A 16590-nucleotide genomic window follows, 5' to 3' on the forward strand; every position below is an offset into this window, starting at 1 on the left:
CGCCTGACCGAACGGAACCGACGGAGGCGGCGTGAGTTGTCTGGGGGAGCGTCTGACCGCTCTGGTCGACGGTGAGCTGGGGCATGAGGAGCGCGAACGCGCCCTCGCCCATCTCGCGGGATGCGCCCGCTGCCGGGACGAGGCGGACCAGATGCGCCGGCTCAAGGGACGGCTGCGGGGGCTGTCCGGGATGCCCGCCTCGGACGGCACCGACGACCTCCCGTCCGGCGACTTCCTGAGCCGGCTGCGTTCCCTGCCCGCGTCCACGGGCCTTCCCGCCGAGTCCGCCTCCTCGTCCGCGTCCGGCGGCGCACCGCCGGAGTCCGCCGCGCCCACCGGAACCCCGGCGCGGCGCCCGTCCCGGCCCCTTCGATCATCGACGCGCCCCGTCCGGCCCGCTTCCGCCGGGCGCCCGCGCGACACCCGCCCGGCCGGGCACGCCGCCGCCATCGGCGCGCAGCCCCGGCGCCGCTACCTGGTCGTGGGCGCCGCCACCCTGTTCCTAGGCCTCGGCACCGCCTCCTACGTCGCGGGCGGGCGGCAGGACGCCCCGGCCGTCACCCCCGCGTTCGACCGGTTCGCCGTCGAGCACGCGCTCACGTCCGGTGACGCGCCGATGACGGACCCGCTCACCGACCCGGTCAACCAGGTCCAGGTCTCCCCGGGGCCGTGACCGCGCCGACCGCGCCGGGCCGCCCCCGGAGGCCCTCCGGGGACGGCCCCGCCGATCGGCGCGCCCGGCGCAGCGCGGTGCTGGCCGGCGGGCTCGCGGGCGCTCTCGCGCTGGCGGGCGCGCTTCCCGGCGACCCCGCCGCCGCGCGCGGCGCCCGCAGCGATCCGGGCGCCGTCGGCCTGCTGCGCGCCGCCGCCGACGCGGCCCGCCGCGTCCCCTACGAGGGCCGGCGGTTCCTCACCACCCGGAACCGCGGCCGGGCCGTCACGTCGCGCGTCGCCGTCTCGCACACGCCCGGCGGGGGCGTCCGGTACCGGTCCGGGACGACCGGGGAGGCGTACCGCGCCGACTCCGCCGCCGGCGACACGACCGGCTTCACCCCCGCGACGCTGACGCTGCTGACCCGCAACTACTCGGTGGTCCGCGCCGCGGACGCGTCGGTCTGCGGCCGGTCCGCCCGCGTCGTGGAGGCGCGCCGGGCGGACGGAAGCCCCGCCGGGCGTTTCTGGATCGACCGCGAGACCGGGCTGATGCTGCACCGCGAGCTGATCGACGCCACCGGCCGCCCGGTGATCGCCACCGGCTTCACCGAGATCAGCTTCACACCGGCGGCGGAGCCGGTCACGCTGGCCCGGCCGCGCGGGGGGCCGTCCCGCTTCCCCGGGTCCAGTGCGGACGGGCCCGTCGAGAACGCCGGCGTCCAGGACACCGTGAGCCCGTGGGGAGAGGCGCTCGACCGGACCGTCCTCGCCGGTCTCCGCCACCGGGGCTGGCCCGTTCCCGAGGGCCTGCCGGGCCGGCTCGCCCTCTACGACGCCCGTCGGGAGAGCGGCGGCGGCGCCCTTCACCTCAGCTACTCCGACGGCCTCGCCGCCGTCTCGGTGTTCGTGCAGCGCGGCAGCCTGGACGAACGCGGTCTGACGGGCTGGCAGAAGACCGTCCGCAGGGGCCGGACGGTGTTCCGCCGCGAGTCCCTGCGGCACTGGGCGGTGTCCGCCGGGAACGGCTACGTCTACACCGTCGTGACGGACGCGCCGCAGAGCACGGCCGTGGCGGTGGCGGTGAGCATGCCGCGCGACTCCGCCCCGTTCTGGACCAGGCTGTCCCGGGGTGCCCGCCGCCTCGCATCGAAGGCGAATCCTTTCGATTAAGGCGAGATGAGAGTAATTGGCATTTGGTCTTATGCTCGCCACATGCCTTACGGGGCAGCATGAGCACGGATAACGAGGACCATGCTCGGTAGGAGAGATGGGGATGACGGAAGACAACCGCGGCCCGAGCGGGGCGCCGTCGGAGGACGACGAGGTCGCCTCCGGCCAGGAGCCTGAGCGGCAGGAGGCGGCGGCTCCTCCCGAGACGGTGACCGATCGGGAGATCCCCCTGGAGCAGCCGGCGGACGACCCCGAGCCCGGGCAGGGCTCCCCGGCCGACGCGGTCGACGACCCCGAGCCGGATGCCGCCGACGAGGCCGAGCCGGAGCCCGCCCGCGACCCGGGCGAGGACGGGGACCGCCTGGTGGCCGGGGGATTCGCGCCGCCGGACTCGCTCGGCGGCCCGCCCGACACCAGCGAGGACGTACTGTCCGGCACCGACATGGGGCCGCAGGAGCTGCCGCTGCAGGAGGTCGCGTCGCACGACATGCCGCAGCCCCCGCCGCCCGTCCAGCTCGACAAGCCGCCGGTGGACACCCCCGACGACCGTCACCGCCCCGGGTTCGTCCCGCACAACCAGGACCCGCGGGCCGCGCAGGGGGCCCCGTACGGGGGCTGGCCGCAGCACTCCCACCAGGGCCCGCCGCCGCCCGCGCCCGGCCGCCCGCCGATGGGCCCGCCGCCCGCGCCGCCGGGCCCGCCGCCGCCGGGCGGTCCCCGGCCCATGGCCGGTTTCGGGATGCCGCCCGGCGGCGCCGGGCCCAACTGGGCGCCCGTCCCGGCGCTCCCGCCGTCGTCGCGCGGCGGCCCGGGCCTCGGGCTCCTCGCCGTCGTCGCGCTGATCGTCGCGCTCGTCGCCGGCGCCGTCGGCGCCGGGATCGGCGTCATCGCGACCGGCGACGACAATGGCGGCTCGGTCAGCCTCGGCGGCAGCGACAGCAACGACACCAAGGTGCAGAACCGCCCGCCCGACTCGGTCGCGGGCGTCGCGCAGCGGGTGCTGCCGAGCGTCGTGATGATCCGCGTCCAGTCCTCGCAGGGCGAGGTGGGCGGCACCGGCTTCATCGTCAACGGCGGCTACGTCATCACCAACAACCACGTCGTCGCGGGCACCGGCGGTTCCGGGCAGATCCAGATCGTCTTCAACGACAAGAAGACGCTGCCCGCCACAGTCAAGGGCGCCGACCCGAGCTCGGACGTGGCCGTGCTGAAGCCCGAGGGCCAGCACTCGCTGCCCCCGCTGGCCGTCGGCGACTCCAGCGCCATCGCCGTCGGCGACCCGGTGATCGCGATCGGCTCGCCGCTCGGCCTGCAGGGCTCGGTCACGACCGGCATCGTCAGCTCGCTGAACCGGGCCGTGCCGACGCAGGGCGAGGGCGGCGCCGACGCGTCCTACCTCAACGCCATCCAGACCGACGCCGCGATCAACCCCGGCAACTCGGGCGGCCCGCTGGTGGACGCCAAGGGCCGCGTGATCGGCATCAACACCGCGATCGCCACGCTCGGCGGCCAGTCGCTCGGCGGCGAGCAGCAGAGCGGCAGCATCGGCCTCGGCTTCGCGATCCCGATCAACCAGGGCAAGCGGGTCGCCGAGGAGATCATCCGGAGCGGGACCGTGAAGCAGGCCAAGCTCGGCGTGCTGCCCGACCCGCGCTACCAGGAGGGCGGCGCCCGGATCATGCCGCAGCCGGTCAACGGGCAGGACCCGGTGACCAAGGGCGGCCCGGCCGACAAGGCCGGCCTGAAGCCCGGCGACGTGATCACCAAGGTCGACGACAAGCCGATCGAGGACGCCACCGACCTGATCGCGCAGATCCGCAGCCGCGCCCCCGGCGACCGCGTCAAGATCACCTACCAGCGGGGCGGCAAGGAGAGCACGGCCGAGGTCACGCTCGGCGCCGACTAGACCGGCCCGAGGCGCGGGGGGCGTCCCCGTACGAAGGGCACGAATGTTCAGTCCTGGTTCATCCGGGCTGGGGATACGCTAAAGGGACCGGCCCGCCGCAGGGCCGGTCCCCTTGGCTGTGTGGAGGACGGGTTGTTCGACGTCGGACTCGGTGAGATGGCGGTGCTCGTCGTCCTCGCCCTGGTCATCTTCGGGGACAAACTGCCGCAGGTCGCCGGGCAGGCCGGCCGCATGCTGCGGCAGTTCCGCGAGATGGCCAACACCGCCAAGGCCGACCTGCAGGAAGGGCTCGGGCCCGAGTTCAAGGACTTCGACCTCAACGACCTGAACCCGAAGACGTTCGTCCGCAAGCACCTGCTTGAGGACGACGACACCTTCCTGAAGAACGACTCCGGTCTCTTCGACGACGAGCCCTCATACGCCACCACGGCCGCCGACCTGGACCACGGCGAAAAGCCCCCGTACGACAACGAGGCGACCTGATCGAGATGTGAGAAGGCCCCGCCGGACGCGTCCGGCGGGGCCTTGTCCGTCGTGTGTTACCGGCCCTTGGGGCTGATGCCCAGGGACATGCCGGCCAGGCCTCGGGAGCGGCCGCCGAGTTTGTCGGCGATGGTGCGGAGTTCCTTGGCGGCGCCGGCGTCCGGGTCGGAGAGCACCAGGGGGACGCCGTTGTCGCCGCCCTCGCGCAGGCGCGGATCGATCTGCACCTGGCCGAGCATCGGGACGCGGGTCCCGAGCGTCTTCGTCAGCGCGTCCGCGACCGTCCGGCCGCCGCCCTCGCCGAAGATGTGCTGCTGCTCACCGCAGTGCGGGCAGGTCAGGTAGGACATGTTCTCGATCACACCGACGACCTGCTGGTGGGTCTGCGCGGCGATCGCGCCGGCCCGCTCGGCCACCTCGGCGGCGGCCTGCTGCGGCGTGGTGACGACGAGGATCTCCGCGGACGGCAGCAGCTGCGCGACGGAGATCGCGATGTCGCCGGTGCCGGGCGGCAGGTCCATCAGCAGGATGTCGAGGTCGCCCCAGTAGACGTCCGCGAGGAACTGCTGGAGCGCCCGGTGCAGCATCGGCCCGCGCCACACGACCGGCTGGTTCCCGGCGGTGAACATGCCGACCGAGATCACCTTCACGTCGTGCGCGGACGGCGGCATGATCATGTCTTCGACCTTGGTGGGCGGGCTGTCCACGCCCAGCATCCGCGGCACCGAGTGGCCGTAGATGTCGGCGTCCACGACCCCGACCTTGCGGCCCTGCGCGGCCAGCGCGGCGGCCAGGTTCACCGTCACCGACGACTTGCCGACGCCGCCCTTGCCGCTCGCCACCGCGTACACCTTGGTCAGCGAGTTCGGCCGGGCGAACGGGATCTCCTTGGCGGGCTGCCCGCCGCGGAGCTTTGTCTGCAGCTCCTTGCGCTGCTCCTCGCTCATCACGTCGAGGTCGACGCGCACCGAGGACACCCCGTCGAGCTTGGCGACGGCCTCCGTGACGTTCTTGGTGATGGTGTCCTTCATCGGACATCCGGCCACGGTCAGGTAGACGCCGACGCGGACGGTGCCGTCCGCGTCGATGTCGACGCTCTTGACCATGTCGAGCTCGGTGATGGGCTTGCGGATCTCAGGATCGAGCACCGTGGCAAGCGCGGCGTTCACCCGCTCGGTCGTCAACTGGGAGGCCATGCGTCCATGGTACGAACCCCGAGGCGATGCTCGCCAATCAGGGTGTCCGTCCTCACACGCCGTGTGCGTCCCCATCGCGCCGGGCGGCCGCCCGGCCGTACCATCGGTCCGTGACAAGCGGTACCCTCTCGGCCGCCGCCGAGCTGATCGCATGGCGGACGATGCTGCGCGCCGAGGCGCAGATCTCCCGCCGGCTGCAGGCCGACCTGCTGGCCCGCCACGACCTCGCGCTCGGCTCCTACGACGTGCTCATGCACCTCGGCGAGGCACCGGACGGGCGGCTGCGGATGAACGACCTGGCCGACCGCGTGCTGCTGTCCCGCAGCGGGCTGACCAGGCTCGTCGACCGGCTGCAGCGGGACGGGCTGGTGATCAGGCAGTCCTGCCCGAGCGACGCCCGCGGGCTGTTCGCCGTCCTGACGGGCCCGGGCCGGGACCGGCTCGCCGAGGCCACCCCCACGTACCGGCAGGGCGTCCGCGACTACGTGCTGAGCAGGCTGGACGAGCCCGACATCCGCACCCTCCGGCACATCCTGGACAAGCTCGCCGACGAGCGGGCTCCCCTCTAGGGGATCGGCTCCTTGGCGTCCAGCTCCCTGAGGATCTGCTGGAGCTCCGAGCGCAGGAAATCGCGGGTCACGACCTCGCTCAGCCCGACCCGCAGCCCGGCGATCTCCCGCGTGAGGTACTCGGTGTCGGCGATGCTCCGGTCGTTGCGGGCCCGGTCCTGCTCGTACTGGACGCGGTCCCGGTCGTCCTGCCGGTTCTGGGCCAGCAGGATCAGCGGCGCCGCGTAGGACGCCTGCAGCGACAGCATCAGCGTCAGGAAGATGAACGGGTACGGGTCGAATTTCAACGCCGGCGGCGCGAACAGGTTCCACACGATCCACACGGCGACGAACACGGTCATGTAGACGATGAACCTGGCCGTCCCGAGGAACCGCGCGATCTGTTCCGACAGCCGCCCGAACGACTCGGGATCGTAGTGCGGGCGCGGCAGGAGCGTCCGGCGGAGCTCCCGCGGCTGGTCGAGGCGCGAGGTCAGCTGGCGTGTCGTCATCATGTCGTCCCCCGGAGAGCCTCTTCCTCGGGATCGGCGGACCCCTCGGTGCTCGCTTCCATCGCGGTCTCCCGCCAGTCCTCGGGCAGCAGGTGGTCGAGGACGTCGTCGATCGTCACCGAGCCGAGCAGATGTCCGGTCTCGTCCACGACGGCGCCCGCGACCAGGTTGTAGGTGGCCAGGAACATCGCGACGGCCTCCAGCGACATGGTGGGCCGCAGCGGGTCCAGCTCGGCGTCCACGATCCCGCTGACCAGCGTCGGCGGCGGCTCCCGCAGCAGCCGCTGGAAGTGCACGGTGCCGAGGTACCGGCCGGTCGGCGTCGCGGTCGGCGGCCGGCACACGTACACCTGCGCGGCCAGCGCCGGGTTCAGGTCGGGGTTGCGGATCAGCGCGAGCGCCTCGGCGACCGTCGCGTCCGGCGCGACGATCACCGGATCGGTCGTCATCAGCCCGCCCGCCGACTGGTCGGCGTAGGTGAGCAGCCGCCGCACCGGCGCCGCGTCCTGCGGCTCCATCAGCGTCAGCAGCCGCTCCCGCTGCTCGGTCGGCAGCTCCCCGAGCAGGTCGGCGGCGTCGTCCGGGCCCATGGCCTCCAGGACGTCGGCGGCCCGGTCCACGCCGAGCTTGCCGAGGATCTCGACCTGGTCGTCCTCGGGCAGCTCCTCCAGGACGTCCGCGAGCCGCTCGTCGTCCAGCGCGACCGCGACCTCGGTGCGGCGCTTCTCGGGCAGCTCGTGCACGATGTTGGCGAGGTCGGCGGGCTTCATCCGCTCGAACGCGGCGATCAGCCCGGCGGCGCCCTGCCCGTGCTCGACGGCGGAGAACCCCTCCACGGCGTCCCAGTCCACGACCAGGCTCTCCCCGCGTTTGCGCAGGCCCCGGCCGGTGCGGCGGCGGACGGCGACCTTGGTGACATGCCAGTCGCGGGTCCGGGTCGGCTCCATCGCCACGTCCAGGACGGAGACCTGCTCGCCGTCGTCGCGGAACCGGACCGTCCGGTCCAGCATCTCGGCGATGACCAGGGTCTCCGACTCGCGTTTCTGGAACCGGCGCACGTTCAGCCGCCCGTCGAAGATGACCGCGTCCGCCTCGATCACCGTCACGCGGGTGATCGGCAGGAACACCGCGCGGCGGGACGCGACCTCCACCACCAGCCCGAGCACCCGCGGCGGCCGCGGCGCCAGGCGCAGCGCGACCACGACATCGCGCACCCGGCCGACCTGGTCGCCCGCCGGGTCGAAGACCGCGATGCCCGCGAGCCGGGCGATGAACACCCGTGTCGGAGCTCCGCTCATGGCCAGGACACTACCCATGATCTCCCGCCTGATCCGGACCGGTATGTCACATCGCGCCCGCCCCTCCCGTCCTGGTGGCGAGAGGGACATGAAAGGGTTGATGACCGTGAGCGAAGCGTTCGAGGAACCTTTCGAGGAGCACCGGAACCTGCTCTTCGCGGTGGCCTACCGGATGCTGGGCACCGCGGCGGACGCCGAGGACGCCGTGCAGGACGCCTGGCTGCGCTGGTCGGCGGCCGACCGGTCCGGCGTGGCCGACCCCAAGGCGTACCTCGTCCGGATCACCACCAACGTCGCGCTCGACCGGCTGCGCTCGGCGCAGGTCCGGCGCGAGACGTACGTGGGACCGTGGCTGCCCGAGCCGATGCTGACCTCCCCGGACGTCGCCGAGGACGCCGAGCTGTCGGAGTCGGTGTCGATGGCGATGCTGGTCGTCCTGGAGACGCTGAGCCCCCTCGAACGCGCCGTGTTCGTCCTCAAGGAGGTCTTCGGCTACCCCTACGCCGAGATCGCGAAGGCGCTGGACCGCTCCGAGGTGTCGGTGCGGCAGCTCGGCACCCGCGCCCGCAAGCACGTGGAGGCGCGGCGGCCCCGCTTCGAGGCGGGCGGCGCCGAGCGGCGCGAGGTCACCGACCGCTTCCTGGACGCGGTCCTCGGCGGCGACATCAACCGGCTCATGGAGGTCCTCGCCCCCGACGTCGCGCTCTGGACGGACGGCGGCGGCAAGGTCAGGGCGGCGCGGCGGATCATCCACGGCTCCGACAAGGTCGGCCGCTGGCTCACCGGCATCTCCCGCCAGCCCTACGCGGGCGTCGAACCGGCCGACATGCTGATCCGGCGGGTCGACATCAACGGCGAACCGGCCCTCGTCGTGGACGGCCCGAACGGCCCGATCAGCACGGTCACCGTGGATCTCGACGACACGGGCCGCGTCCAGGCGATCCACCTCGTCGCCAACCCCGACAAGCTCCGCTCCATCGCCGAGGGGCGCGAACTCCCGATGTGACGGCTATCTACCGGTCGACGGCGCGGCGCTTGCCGCCGAACAGGCGCGGGGGCGGGCCCGCCGTCGTCGCGGGGGTCGGCACGGGCCGGACGGTCGCATACCCCTCCGACGCCTCGACCACCTCGTCGGTGGGGGTGAGCCGGATGATCCACGACTCGGTGGCCCACGCCTCCACCTGGCCCTCGTGGGTGGCCGCGTTGAGGCGCTCCTTGGCGAGGATCGGCGTGACCTCGTCCCACAGCTCGGTGCCGGGCTCGACCTGCTCGGCCTCGGCGACGAACGAGACGAGCCGGCCGCCCTTGTCCTTGCTGCGCAGGATCACCGTCACGTGCGCCGACTCCGGCAGGCCGGGAAGCGGCTGCTCGCCCTCCCCGCCGGTCAGCACATAGGCGGAACCGTCGTGCCACACGTGCCAGGCGGCGCGCGGCTGCGGCAGGCCGGGCAGGTCCAGCCACAGCAGCCCCGACTTCTTGGCCGCCTCCTCCACCAGCGCCCTGTTCAGACCCATGCCCCGAGGGTCTCACACCCGCTGGATAGCATCCGGGCCATGCGCTCTCGACGTACCACCCTCGCCGTCCCCGGCAGCAATCCCCGCTTCATCGAGAAGGCGCAGGAGCTTCCCGCCGACGAGATCTTCCTCGACCTGGAGGACGCCGTCGCGCCGTCCGCCAAGGAGGACGCGCGCGGGACCGTCGTCGCCGCGCTCAACGACGGCGACTGGACGGGCAAGACCCGGGTGGTGCGCGTCAACGACCTGGAGACCCCCTGGGCCTACCGGGACGTGATCGAGGTCGTCGAGGGCGCCGGCGCCCGGCTCGACGCGATCATGCTGCCCAAGGTGCCGGACGCGACCCACGTCCAGTGGCTCGACCGGCTCCTCACCCAGATCGAGCGGGCGACGGGCCTCCCCGCCGGCCGGATCGGCATCGAGGCGCAGATCGAGGACGCCCGCGGCATGGTGAACATCGACGCGATCGCCGCGTCCTCGCCCCGGCTGGAGTCCCTCGTCCTCGGCCCCGGCGACCTCATGGCCTCGCTCAACATGAAGACCCTGGTGGTCGGTGAGCAGCCGCCCGGCTACACCGAGGGAGACGCCTACCACTACATCCTGATGCGGATCCTGATGGCCGCCCGCGCCAACGATCTGCAGGCGATCGACGGCCCCTACTTCAACGTCCGCGACGTGGACGCCTTCACCCGCGTCGCGCGGCGCTCCGCCGCGCTCGGCTTCGACGGCAAGTGGGTGCTGCACCCGTCCCAGATCGACGCGGGGAACGCGGTGTTCTCCCCGTCCCAGGACGACTACGACCACGCCGAGCTGATCCTGGACGCCTACGAGCACTCCCTGGGCGAGGGCCGCGGCGCCGCCCGCCTCGGCGACGAGATGATCGACGAGGCGTCCCGCAAGATGGCGCTCGTCATCGCCGCCAAGGGCCGCGCCGCGGGGTTGACGCGCAGGAAGCGCTTCGACGCGCCCGGGAACTGAACGCCCCGTACGATTCGTACCACCTACGCGAACGTTTCCGGGAGGGGTCACACGTGTCAGAGCCAGGGGAAACCAACGGCTGGGCTCCGCTGGACCCTGATCTCGACCGCGAGCCGCCGGCGGATCCGCCCCCGCCCGCCCCAGCACACCCCGGCGCCCCCGGACACCCCCACGGCCGGCCGCAGCCCTATGGCGAGCCGCAGCCTTACGGCCAGGCGCAGCCTTACGGCAGTCCGCAGGGATACGCCCAGCCTTACGGTCAGCCGCAGGCCCACGGCCAGCCGCCTTATGGCGAGCAGCCGCCTGGCGAGCAGGAGTCCGCCAGCAGTCCGCAGGGATATGCCCAGCCCTACGGTCAGCCGCAGGCCCATGGTCAGCCGCCTTATGGCGAGCAGGAGCCCGTCGGTACTCCGCAGGGATATGCCCAGCCCTACGGCCGGCCGCAGCCTTACAACCAGCCGCAGCCCTATGGCCAGCCGCCCTACGGCCAGCAGCCTTACGGGGGGCAGCGGCCGTACGACCCGGCGCAAGGTTATGGGCACCCTCCGGGGCCGTACGGGCCGGGGCCTTATGGCGGCGGGTACGGGGCGCCGCCCGTCAAGCGGCCGTGGACGGTGGAGTCGCCGAAGGGGGTCCCGTTCCACCGGCTGGCGCGCAACGAGGTGCACCGGTGGTGGCGGCCGCTGGTGGGGAGCCTCGGGATCGTCGTCGTGGGGATGGTCCTGGCGATCGGCGTGATGGTCATCGGGACCGTCGTCCGGCTGGTGGTCACCGGCGACGTCCCGGACACGTCCGGCACCGACGTCGACTCGATCTTCGGTGACGAGACCGCCGACCTGGCGTTCAACCTCGGGTCGCTGGCGCTGTTCCTGCCGGTGGTGCTGCTCGCGGCGTGGGGCGTCCAGCGGCGGCGTCCGGGGACGCTGTCGTCGGTCGCCGGGCGGCTGCGCCGGCGCTGGATGCTGGTCTGCTCCGGCCTCGCGATCCTGTACTGCGCCGTGTCCTACGGGGCGTCGCTCATCGCGGCCGCCACGCTGGACGACCAGTCCGGCGGCGACGACCACTGGGTGGGGTGGGGACGGTTCCTGGCCCCGGCCATCGTCATCATCCTGCTGGTGCCGTTCCAGTCGGCGGCGGAGGAGTACGCGTTCCGCGGCTGGATGCTCCAGGCCATGGGCGCCTGCACGCTGGAGAACGCCAGGGGACGCGCCGGCCGCGCGTTCAGCGTCGTCTTCCGCACGCCGTGGCCGGGGATCGTCGTCGGTTCGGCGCTGTTCACGGCCGGGCACGGCTACACGGGCTGGGGGATCCTCGACATCTTCGCCTTCGGCGCGATCGCGGCGTGGCTCGCGGTGCGCACGGGGGGCCTGGAGTCGGGCATCGCCATGCACGTGTTCAACAACCTGATGGCGTTCCTCGGCCCGGCGGCGGTCGGCCAACTCGACATCGAGCAGGGCAGTGTCCCGTGGCAGGTCGTCGTGGCGGACATCATCCCGATGGCGCTGTACGCGGGGGCCGTCGTGCTGGTGGCGCGCAAGATGCGGATCCAGAGGGTCACGGCCGAGGACGAGGTGCCGGTGGCGGCCGCCTCCGAGCCGGAACCCGTCTCATAGGACGCCCCACAGCGCGAGGGCGTCGAGCAGTCCGGGAGTGACCGGGAGTTCGCGCAGGTCGTCCGGGGAGGCCCAGCGCACGTCGGACGCGTCGTCCCCCGCCCGGAGCGTCCCGCCGGCCACGGTCGCCGTGTAGTCGTGGATTTCGTAGGTGACGCCGCCGGGCCCGGGACGCTCCACGGTCCCGGCCGGCGGGCCGACGAGGACGTCCAGGCCGGTCTCCTCCCTCAGTTCGCGGGCGACCGCCGCCGGATCGTCCTCGCCGGGTTCGACGCGTCCGCCCGGAATGGACCACAGGCCTTCGCCGGGCGGGCGCCCGCGCCGCACCAGGAGCAGCCGCCCGTCGCCGTCCCGCACGATCCCGCCCACGCAACGCACTCGCATGACCCCATTTTTCCGCCTGTTTTCCAGGCGGCTACCGGCCCGCGCTTGACGAGCCGTGATGTCGCCGCGCAGGGTGGGTACTCATGAGGGCGGAGCCCACATGCCCGCGATGCGCGGGCCCTCTCAGCGCGCCGAGCCTCTGGTCCAGCGACTGGAGCTGCGGCGTGCACGGCGCCGTACTGCCGAGGCAGCCGTCCAAGCGTCCCGGCCCGGACGGGCTGGCCGCCGTGCTGCGCGACGCGAGAGTCCCCGTCTGGACGCCCTGGCCTCTTCCGCCGGCCTGGCTCGTCACGGGGTTCACCACGGTCGGGGACGATCGTTCCGGCGCGCGGGCGACGGCCGTCGCCGTGTCCGGGCCGGGGCTTCTGCACGGCCCCGCCGACATGGTGCTGATCGCCGAGGAGCCCGGGATCGGGCTCGGCGCCCACTTCGCCGGGCTGGAGGGCGCCGACCCCGGCGAGGCGTTCAACGGGAGCCCGCCGCACGTGAAGCTCGACGTGAGCGGCCCGGCCGCGACGTGCGGCCAGTCCGTGCCGATGTGGGCGGTCGGCGCGCGCCCCGACCGGGCCGTCTACGCGGGGGAGGCGATGGGCAACTGGCTGTGGACGGTCCTGTGGCCGGCCGACGCCGGGGTGCTCATGCTGGAACGGCTGACCCTCCTCGACCTCCGCGAGCCGGGAATGGAACTCGATCTCCCCTACGGCGCCCACAGCCCGCGCCTCGACGCGTGACCGTCCCTTGACTCCGTGGCCCCTTGATGCTGTGCCCCTTGACGGCTGGGCCGCTTGATATGAAGGGGCCATGCGGATCGATCTGCACTGCCACAGCCACGCGTCCGACGGCACCCGTCCGCCCGCGGAGGTCGTCCGGCGGGCGCGGCGGAACGGGGTGGACGTCCTCGCCCTCACCGACCACGACACCGTCACCGGATGGGACGAGGCCGCCGGCGCGCTGCCGGACGGCCTGACGCTCGTCCCCGGCATCGAGCTGTCATGCAAGCAGGACGGCCGGAGCCTCCACCTCCTCGGCTACCTGTTCGACCCCGCCGAGCCCGCGCTGGCCGCCGAGCTGGCCCGGGTCCGCGACGACCGGGTGATCAGGGCGCGGGGCATGGTGGACCGGCTCCGTGAACTGGGCGTGGACGTCACGTGGGGCATGGTCCGCGCGCTGGCCAGGGGCGAGGCGGTCGGGCGCCCGCACATCGCGCGGGCCATGGTCGAGGCCGGTGCGATCGAGGCGCCGGAGGAGGCGTTCACGCCGCAGTGGATCGCGCAGGGCGGCCGCGCCCACGTCGAGCGGTACGCGCTCGACCCGGCACGGGCGGTCGGGCTGGTCCGCGCGGCCGGGGGAGTGTGCGTGCTGGCGCACCCGCGGGCGCGCCGCCGCGGATACGTCTTCGGGGACGAGGTGATCGAGGGCCTCGCCGCCGCCGGGCTCGCCGGGGTCGAGATCGACCACCCCGACCACGCCCCCGAGGACCGCGCCCGGCTGCGCGACCTCGCCGCCGGGCTCGGCCTGGTCGGGACCGGGTCCAGCGACGACCACGGGGCGCTGACCGGCGACCGGATCGGTGCCGAGACGACCGCGCCGGACGCCTTCGAGACGCTGCTCGCGGCCGCGACCGGCGGTGATCTCCGTCTGCCCGATGGGCGCCGAGAATCACGGTAGGGTGCGAAGTGTGGACGCGCGCATCGAACAGGTGGTGACGTCGGGGACGCTGACCCTCGACGACACCGAGTACGACGTCGAGAGCAACACCTACATCGTCGGCGACGACGACGAGGTCATCGTGATCGACCCGGCGTACGACGCCGAGGCCATCCTCAAGGAGGTCGGTGACCGCGAGGTCATGGCCGTCCTGCTGACCGACGGCAACGAGCACCACCTCAACGTGGTCTTGGAGGTCGCCGCCGCCGGCGAGGAGGAAGAGGAGAACTGGGCGCCGATCGCGCTGCACCGCGCCGACCGGCTGCTGTGGCGCGACTACTTCGGCCGCCTCGCCAAGGAGGAGGAGGACGAGGACGATGCCAAGGCGCTGCGGTCCCTCGAACCCGACATCTGGCTGGAGGACGGCGGCGTCTTCGAGATCGGCGAGGCGCAGCTGGAGATCCTGCACACCCCGGGCAACACGCCCGGCAGCGTCTGCGTGATCAGCGAGCAGCTCGGCCTGCTGTTCTCCGGCGACACCCTGCACCGCGGCCGTCCCGGCTCCATCGGCGGCGTCTACGAGGACCTGCGCAAGCAGCTCAACTCGATCGGCGCGCTGCTGACCCCGCTGCCGAAGGACCTGCGGATCCTCCCCGCCCAGGGCGACGAGACCACGGTCGGCGACGAGGACTCCCGCTGGGAGAGCTGGGGCTCCCTGGCGCAGGAAGACTGACCGGGGACGCCGAGCGTGGGTGCTGAGCAGCTGGGCTTCGACGGGATGCCCCAGCGGCTGTACGCGTGCACGCCGTCGAGGCTGAACACCTGGCTGGACTGCCCGCGCCGCTACCGGATGACGTACCTCGATCGTCCGATGCCGCCGAAGGGGCCGCGGTGGGCGCACAACAGCGTCGGCGTGAGCGTGCACAACGCGCTCGCCGGCTGGTGGCGGCTGCCCGTCCGCGAGCGCACGCCCGAGGCCGCCGGGACCCTGCTGGCCCGCGGCTGGCTGACGGACGGGTTCCGGGACGAGGCCCAGTCCGCCGAGTGGCGGGAGCGCGCCCGCGAGATGACCGAACGGTACGCCGCCGGTCTCGATCCCCACGACGAGCCGCTCGGCGTCGAACGCACGGTGGCGACCCGCACCGACCGGATCGCCGTGTCCGGGCGCATCGACCGGCTGGACGCGCGCGGCCCCGAGCTCGTCGTCGTCGACTACAAGACGGGACGGCACGTCCTGACCGCCGACGACGCGCGCGGCTCGCTCGCCATGGCGATCTACGCGGTGGCGGCGTCCCGCGTCCTGCGCCGCCCGTGCCGCCGCGTCGAGCTGCACCACCTGCCGTCGGGCGAGGTCGCGGTGTGGGAGCACACCGAGGAGTCGCTCGCCCGGCACATGCGCCGCGCCGAACAGATCGCCGCCGAGGCGTCCGCCGCCGACGAGGCTTACAAAGCCCTTCCGGGGGGTGTGGGGGGTCGTCCCCCCACAGGGAATCCGGCCCTTCCGGGGGGTGTGGGGGGTCGTCCCCCCACAGGGAATCCGGCCCTTCCGGGGGGCGGTGTTCCGAAGCCTCGCGCGGCGGAACTCCAGGACGGCGGTGTCGACCACGCCCGGTTCGACGAGCTGTTCCCGCCGCGTCCGGGCAACCTGTGCTCGTGGTGCGACTTCGCCCGCCACTGCCCGGAGGGCCGGGAGGCCGCCCCGCGCAAGGAGCCCTGGGCGGCCCTTCCCGTCGACGTCGGCTAGGCCGGGGCGAGGGCCCGCTGACCGGGCCAGCGGCGCGGGTCGCGCAGGCCGTAGAGCCCCTTGCCGAGGTCGTATCCCTCCGCCGCGAGCCGCTGCCTCGACCGTTCGAGCATGTCGCGGGTGTTCTTGGCGAACGCGTAGTCGTGCAGCCGCTCCGGCACGGAGTTCAGCGCGAGCCGGAACGACCTCAGCGCCGCCGTCACCGCGGGCCGCGGCACCTCGGGCAGCACCCCGTACATGCGGCGGGCCCAGTCCGGCAGCGTGTAGTAGCAGAGCGCCCCGAACGGGAAGTAGCCCGGCTTTCCCGGCGCGAGGAACCGCAGGTTCTCCGGCATGGTGGGCCACATCAGGAACCGGACGGTCTCCGCCGCCTCCTCGGTGACCCGCAGCCGGGGACGCATGTCGGCGAAGAACGCCTCCATGTCCGCGACGCTGCCCGGGACGTCCTCGGCGTGGAGGCCGACGAGCGTCGCCGACCAGCGCTGCTCGTCCAGGTACCGGTCGGCCATGGCGCCGGTCAGCGGGAGTCCTGCCCGGCGCGCCACCTCCAGGTAGGAGTAGACCTCGGCGCAGTGCACCCAGAGCAGCAGTTCGGGCTGGTCGAGCCGTTCCTTCCTGCCGGTGTCGTGGTTCAGGATGCGCAGGCTCCGGTGGATCTCCCGCACCCGGTAGGCGGCCTCCTCGACCTCTTCGGGGCTGCCGAACGTCCCCAGGCCGACGAAGTCGGAGGTGCGCTGGAGCCGGCCGAACGGGTCCTCGCGGAAGTTGGAGTTCTGCCAGACACCCCACATGGCCATGGGGTGCAGCGCCTGAAGCATGAGGCTGCGCACCCCGCCGACCCACATGGACCGGTCGATGTGCACGCGCCACGTGACGCTTTCGGGGGGCTGGACGGTCGCGGGCAAAATCTCACACCTCACCAGTCGTTGTGCAACAAACTGGA

The 16590-nt window shown here is 73.1% G+C and carries 19 protein-coding genes; 12 read left to right on the forward strand and 7 right to left on the reverse strand.

Annotation, left to right across the window (positions count from 1 at the left end; translation table 11 throughout):
* Positions 1 to 31: 31 nt before the first annotated feature.
* The 4 genes from ACQPZP_RS10310 (at position 32) to ACQPZP_RS10325 (ending at position 4213) form a co-directional block, all read left to right on the forward strand.
* A complete protein-coding gene (locus tag ACQPZP_RS10310; RefSeq protein WP_433477404.1) occupies positions 32 to 673 on the forward strand; it encodes a zf-HC2 domain-containing protein in 642 nt (213 codons plus the stop codon).
* Entirely contained in the window at positions 670 to 1824 is a 1155-nt protein-coding gene (locus ACQPZP_RS10315; RefSeq protein WP_433477405.1) for a sigma-E factor regulatory protein RseB domain-containing protein, read from the forward strand. The genes ACQPZP_RS10310 and ACQPZP_RS10315 overlap by 4 nt, the downstream gene beginning before the upstream one ends.
* Before the next feature lie 103 nt (positions 1825 to 1927).
* A complete protein-coding gene (locus ACQPZP_RS10320; protein ID WP_433477406.1) occupies positions 1928 to 3730 on the forward strand; it encodes a trypsin-like peptidase domain-containing protein in 1803 nt (600 codons plus the stop codon).
* Positions 3731 to 3862: 132 nt separating this feature from the next.
* Positions 3863 to 4213, forward strand: coding sequence for a sec-independent translocase (locus ACQPZP_RS10325; RefSeq protein WP_433477407.1), 351 nt, complete (start codon positions 3863 to 3865; stop codon positions 4211 to 4213).
* A gap of 56 nt (positions 4214 to 4269) precedes the next feature.
* Here ACQPZP_RS10325 and ACQPZP_RS10330 read toward each other — a convergent pair whose 3' ends face one another.
* Positions 4270 to 5409 carry an Mrp/NBP35 family ATP-binding protein gene (locus ACQPZP_RS10330; protein ID WP_433477408.1) on the reverse strand — a complete coding sequence of 380 codons (1140 nt, stop codon included), beginning with the start codon at positions 5407 to 5409 and terminating at the stop codon, positions 4270 to 4272.
* Between the two features lie 110 nt (positions 5410 to 5519).
* On the opposite strand from ACQPZP_RS10330, the gene ACQPZP_RS10335 reads away from it, so the two are divergent.
* Positions 5520 to 5978: a MarR family winged helix-turn-helix transcriptional regulator gene (locus ACQPZP_RS10335; RefSeq protein ID WP_433477409.1), complete on the forward strand. Its 459-nt coding sequence runs from the start codon at positions 5520 to 5522 to the stop codon at positions 5976 to 5978.
* Here the strand turns inward: ACQPZP_RS10335 and ACQPZP_RS10340 are convergent.
* Together ACQPZP_RS10340 and ACQPZP_RS10345 are read right to left on the reverse strand one after the other, a co-directional pair.
* Positions 5975 to 6472, reverse strand: coding sequence for a DUF1003 domain-containing protein (locus tag ACQPZP_RS10340; RefSeq protein ID WP_433477410.1), 498 nt, complete (start codon positions 6470 to 6472; stop codon positions 5975 to 5977). The two genes, ACQPZP_RS10335 and ACQPZP_RS10340, sit on opposite strands and share 4 nt — an antisense overlap.
* A complete protein-coding gene (locus tag ACQPZP_RS10345; protein ID WP_433477411.1) occupies positions 6469 to 7767 on the reverse strand; it encodes a magnesium transporter MgtE N-terminal domain-containing protein in 1299 nt (432 codons plus the stop codon). The genes ACQPZP_RS10340 and ACQPZP_RS10345 overlap by 4 nt, the downstream gene beginning before the upstream one ends.
* Positions 7768 to 7867: 100 nt before the next feature.
* On the opposite strand from ACQPZP_RS10345, the gene ACQPZP_RS10350 reads away from it, so the two are divergent.
* Entirely contained in the window at positions 7868 to 8773 is a 906-nt protein-coding gene (locus ACQPZP_RS10350) for an RNA polymerase sigma-70 factor (RefSeq protein ID WP_433477412.1), read from the forward strand.
* 7 nt (positions 8774 to 8780) lie between these two features.
* Here the strand turns inward: ACQPZP_RS10350 and ACQPZP_RS10355 are convergent, their stop codons facing one another.
* A complete protein-coding gene (locus tag ACQPZP_RS10355; RefSeq protein ID WP_433477413.1) occupies positions 8781 to 9281 on the reverse strand; it encodes a hypothetical protein in 501 nt (166 codons plus the stop codon).
* Positions 9282 to 9320: 39 nt separating this feature from the next.
* Here ACQPZP_RS10355 and ACQPZP_RS10360 point away from each other — a divergent pair, with 39 nt between their 5' ends.
* Positions 9321 to 10259, forward strand: coding sequence for an HpcH/HpaI aldolase/citrate lyase family protein (locus ACQPZP_RS10360; protein WP_433477414.1), 939 nt, complete (start codon positions 9321 to 9323; stop codon positions 10257 to 10259).
* 56 nt (positions 10260 to 10315) lie between these two features.
* Here ACQPZP_RS10360 and ACQPZP_RS10365 read toward each other — a convergent pair whose 3' ends face one another.
* Positions 10316 to 10789 carry a hypothetical protein gene (locus tag ACQPZP_RS10365; protein WP_433477415.1) on the reverse strand — a complete coding sequence of 158 codons (474 nt, stop codon included), beginning with the start codon at positions 10787 to 10789 and terminating at the stop codon, positions 10316 to 10318.
* Between the two features lie 84 nt (positions 10790 to 10873).
* On the opposite strand from ACQPZP_RS10365, the gene ACQPZP_RS10370 reads away from it, so the two are divergent.
* Entirely contained in the window at positions 10874 to 11872 is a 999-nt protein-coding gene (locus tag ACQPZP_RS10370) for a lysostaphin resistance A-like protein (RefSeq protein ID WP_433477416.1), read from the forward strand.
* Here the strand turns inward: ACQPZP_RS10370 and ACQPZP_RS10375 are convergent.
* Positions 11867 to 12256 (reverse strand): NUDIX hydrolase, encoded by a 390-nt coding sequence (locus tag ACQPZP_RS10375; RefSeq protein ID WP_433477417.1) that lies wholly within the window; start codon positions 12254 to 12256, stop codon positions 11867 to 11869. The genes ACQPZP_RS10370 and ACQPZP_RS10375 overlap by 6 nt on opposite strands.
* 83 nt (positions 12257 to 12339) lie before the next feature.
* On the opposite strand from ACQPZP_RS10375, the gene ACQPZP_RS10380 reads away from it, so the two are divergent.
* The 4 genes from ACQPZP_RS10380 to ACQPZP_RS10395 all read left to right on the forward strand — a co-directional run bounded on the left by ACQPZP_RS10380 (position 12340) and on the right by ACQPZP_RS10395 (position 15647).
* Positions 12340 to 12987, forward strand: a complete 648-nt coding sequence (locus tag ACQPZP_RS10380; protein WP_433477418.1) for a DUF6758 family protein — start codon at positions 12340 to 12342, stop codon at positions 12985 to 12987.
* Between the two features lie 70 nt (positions 12988 to 13057).
* A complete protein-coding gene (locus ACQPZP_RS10385; RefSeq protein ID WP_433477419.1) occupies positions 13058 to 13924 on the forward strand; it encodes a PHP domain-containing protein in 867 nt (288 codons plus the stop codon).
* 10 nt (positions 13925 to 13934) lie between these two features.
* Positions 13935 to 14636: an MBL fold metallo-hydrolase gene (locus ACQPZP_RS10390; protein WP_433477420.1), complete on the forward strand. Its 702-nt coding sequence runs from the start codon at positions 13935 to 13937 to the stop codon at positions 14634 to 14636.
* A gap of 15 nt (positions 14637 to 14651) precedes the next feature.
* Positions 14652 to 15647: a RecB family exonuclease gene (locus ACQPZP_RS10395; protein WP_433477421.1), complete on the forward strand. Its 996-nt coding sequence runs from the start codon at positions 14652 to 14654 to the stop codon at positions 15645 to 15647.
* Here ACQPZP_RS10395 and ACQPZP_RS10400 read toward each other — a convergent pair.
* A complete protein-coding gene (locus ACQPZP_RS10400; RefSeq protein WP_433477422.1) occupies positions 15644 to 16552 on the reverse strand; it encodes an oxygenase MpaB family protein in 909 nt (302 codons plus the stop codon). The two genes, ACQPZP_RS10395 and ACQPZP_RS10400, sit on opposite strands and share 4 nt — an antisense overlap.
* Positions 16553 to 16590 lie beyond the last annotated feature (38 nt).

Source organism: Spirillospora sp. CA-142024, assembly GCF_050942325.1.
Lineage (GTDB): Bacteria > Actinomycetota > Actinomycetes > Streptosporangiales > Streptosporangiaceae > Spirillospora.

What these genes read in the sequence shown, in the direction of transcription:
- ACQPZP_RS10320 (WP_433477406.1), top strand. Translation starts at nt 1,928, where the DNA reads ATGACGGAAGACAACCGCGGCCCGAGCGGGGCGCCGTCGGAGGACGAC.
- ACQPZP_RS10330 (WP_433477408.1), bottom strand. Translation starts at nt 5,409, where the DNA reads ATGGCCTCCCAGTTGACGACCGAGCGGGTGAACGCCGCGCTTGCCACG.
- ACQPZP_RS10340 (WP_433477410.1), bottom strand. Translation starts at nt 6,472, where the DNA reads ATGATGACGACACGCCAGCTGACCTCGCGCCTCGACCAGCCGCGGGAG.
- ACQPZP_RS10345 (WP_433477411.1), bottom strand. Translation starts at nt 7,767, where the DNA reads ATGAGCGGAGCTCCGACACGGGTGTTCATCGCCCGGCTCGCGGGCATC.
- ACQPZP_RS10350 (WP_433477412.1), top strand. Translation starts at nt 7,868, where the DNA reads ATGACCGTGAGCGAAGCGTTCGAGGAACCTTTCGAGGAGCACCGGAAC.
- ACQPZP_RS10355 (WP_433477413.1), bottom strand. Translation starts at nt 9,281, where the DNA reads ATGGGTCTGAACAGGGCGCTGGTGGAGGAGGCGGCCAAGAAGTCGGGG.
- ACQPZP_RS10360 (WP_433477414.1), top strand. Translation starts at nt 9,321, where the DNA reads ATGCGCTCTCGACGTACCACCCTCGCCGTCCCCGGCAGCAATCCCCGC.
- ACQPZP_RS10375 (WP_433477417.1), bottom strand. Translation starts at nt 12,256, where the DNA reads ATGCGAGTGCGTTGCGTGGGCGGGATCGTGCGGGACGGCGACGGGCGG.
- ACQPZP_RS10380 (WP_433477418.1), top strand. Translation starts at nt 12,340, where the DNA reads ATGAGGGCGGAGCCCACATGCCCGCGATGCGCGGGCCCTCTCAGCGCG.
- ACQPZP_RS10385 (WP_433477419.1), top strand. Translation starts at nt 13,058, where the DNA reads ATGCGGATCGATCTGCACTGCCACAGCCACGCGTCCGACGGCACCCGT.